1 protein-coding gene is annotated in these 1,226 nt (G+C 72.1%); it reads left to right on the top strand.

Going from position 1 to position 1,226, the window contains the following annotated elements; genetic code table 11:
- Nucleotides 1–140: 140 nt before the first annotated feature.
- A partial coding sequence (locus tag G4D87_RS37955) for a GspE/PulE/PilB domain-containing protein (protein WP_504112948.1) occupies nucleotides 141–1,226 on the top strand: 1,086 nt, incomplete at its 3' end.

Here is a 1,226-nt window from a genome sequence, read left to right as displayed (position 1 = left end):
GGTGTGGGCCTGGGGCCGGGGCCCGGTTTCACTCGGAGCAGGTGCCTGTGGCGCCGCTCGTGCGGCCTGGCTGGCATGCAGGGGCCAGGCGACGGGAGGGGCGTCTCAGCCGCTGAGAAGGCGTCTAGAATCGGGCGGACATGGCCGAAAAGCTCGGAGCGATCCTGGTCCGCAAGGGCCTCATCACGCAGGCGCAGCTCGACGAAGCCCTTCGGGCCCAGCTCATCTATGGCGGAAGGTTGGGCTCCAACCTTGTCGAGCTGGACATCCTCGACATCGACACCCTGGCCATGGTGCTGGGGGAGCTGTGCCGCTACCCGGTGGCGCAGGAAGCGGACTTCGAGGCGGCGCCAGACGCGGTGCTGCACCTGCTCCCCGCGGCGATGGCGGAGAAGCACCAGGCCTTCCCGTTGGCGCAAGAGGGCCGGCGGCTCAAGGTGGCCATGGCCAGCCCGCTGGAAATCGAGCACGCGGATGCGCTGGGATTCATCACCGGCCTGCGCATCGTTCCGTACGTCACGCCGGAGCTGCGGCTGTTCCAGTTCCAGGAGCTTCGCTACGGCATCAAGCGCGAGATGCGCTTCATCCAGATGACCTCGGCGAAGCGCCCGAAGCGGACCGGGGCCGCGGCGCTGTCCGTGGAGGTCTCGTCGACGCCCGCCGCGCTGAGCATGGCGCCGCCGCCTCCCGCGCCCGTGCGAGCGGAGTCCGAGGCGGACGGGATGTTCGGTGGGCTCGCGCCCGGGCAGTACTTGAGCGGCGATGACCCGGACACGGAGCCCGAGGATTCCGGCTCGGTCCGGTGGGCGCCGGCCGTGTCGGGGAGCGCGCATCCGTCGGACCATCTGCCGCCGCCCGCGCCACCGGTGGCGATGATTGATTTCGGGGAGGACGGCGGGATGCGGGTGGTGACGCCCGAGGTGCCCGTGCCTCCGACGCTGACGCCCGTGGGGGGCAGCGAGCGGCCTGCCTCGCCGCCGCGACTCACGCCGACGGAGACGCCGCGTGCCGTCGCGCCGCCTCCGTTCGCGATGGAGCCGGAGCCCGCGGAGGAGATTGACCTCCTGGAGGACGGGGAGGTGCTGGAGGAGGGCGACGTCGTCGAGGACGTGGCCGCTGTGCCGGAGGGCTTCGAGGGTGCTCCCGCTCCGGGAGTCGCCGCGGCCTCGGCCATGCCGGTGGCTCCGCAGGGAGCCGGTGGGGGGACGCAGCCGCCTGGATTGGCG

Origin of the sequence: Myxococcus vastator, assembly GCF_010894475.1 — a bacterium.
Classification (GTDB): domain Bacteria; phylum Myxococcota; class Myxococcia; order Myxococcales; family Myxococcaceae; genus Myxococcus; species Myxococcus vastator.
The sequence above is the reverse complement of the archived record's forward strand: the minus strand, read 5'-3'. Positions and strand labels throughout refer to the sequence as shown.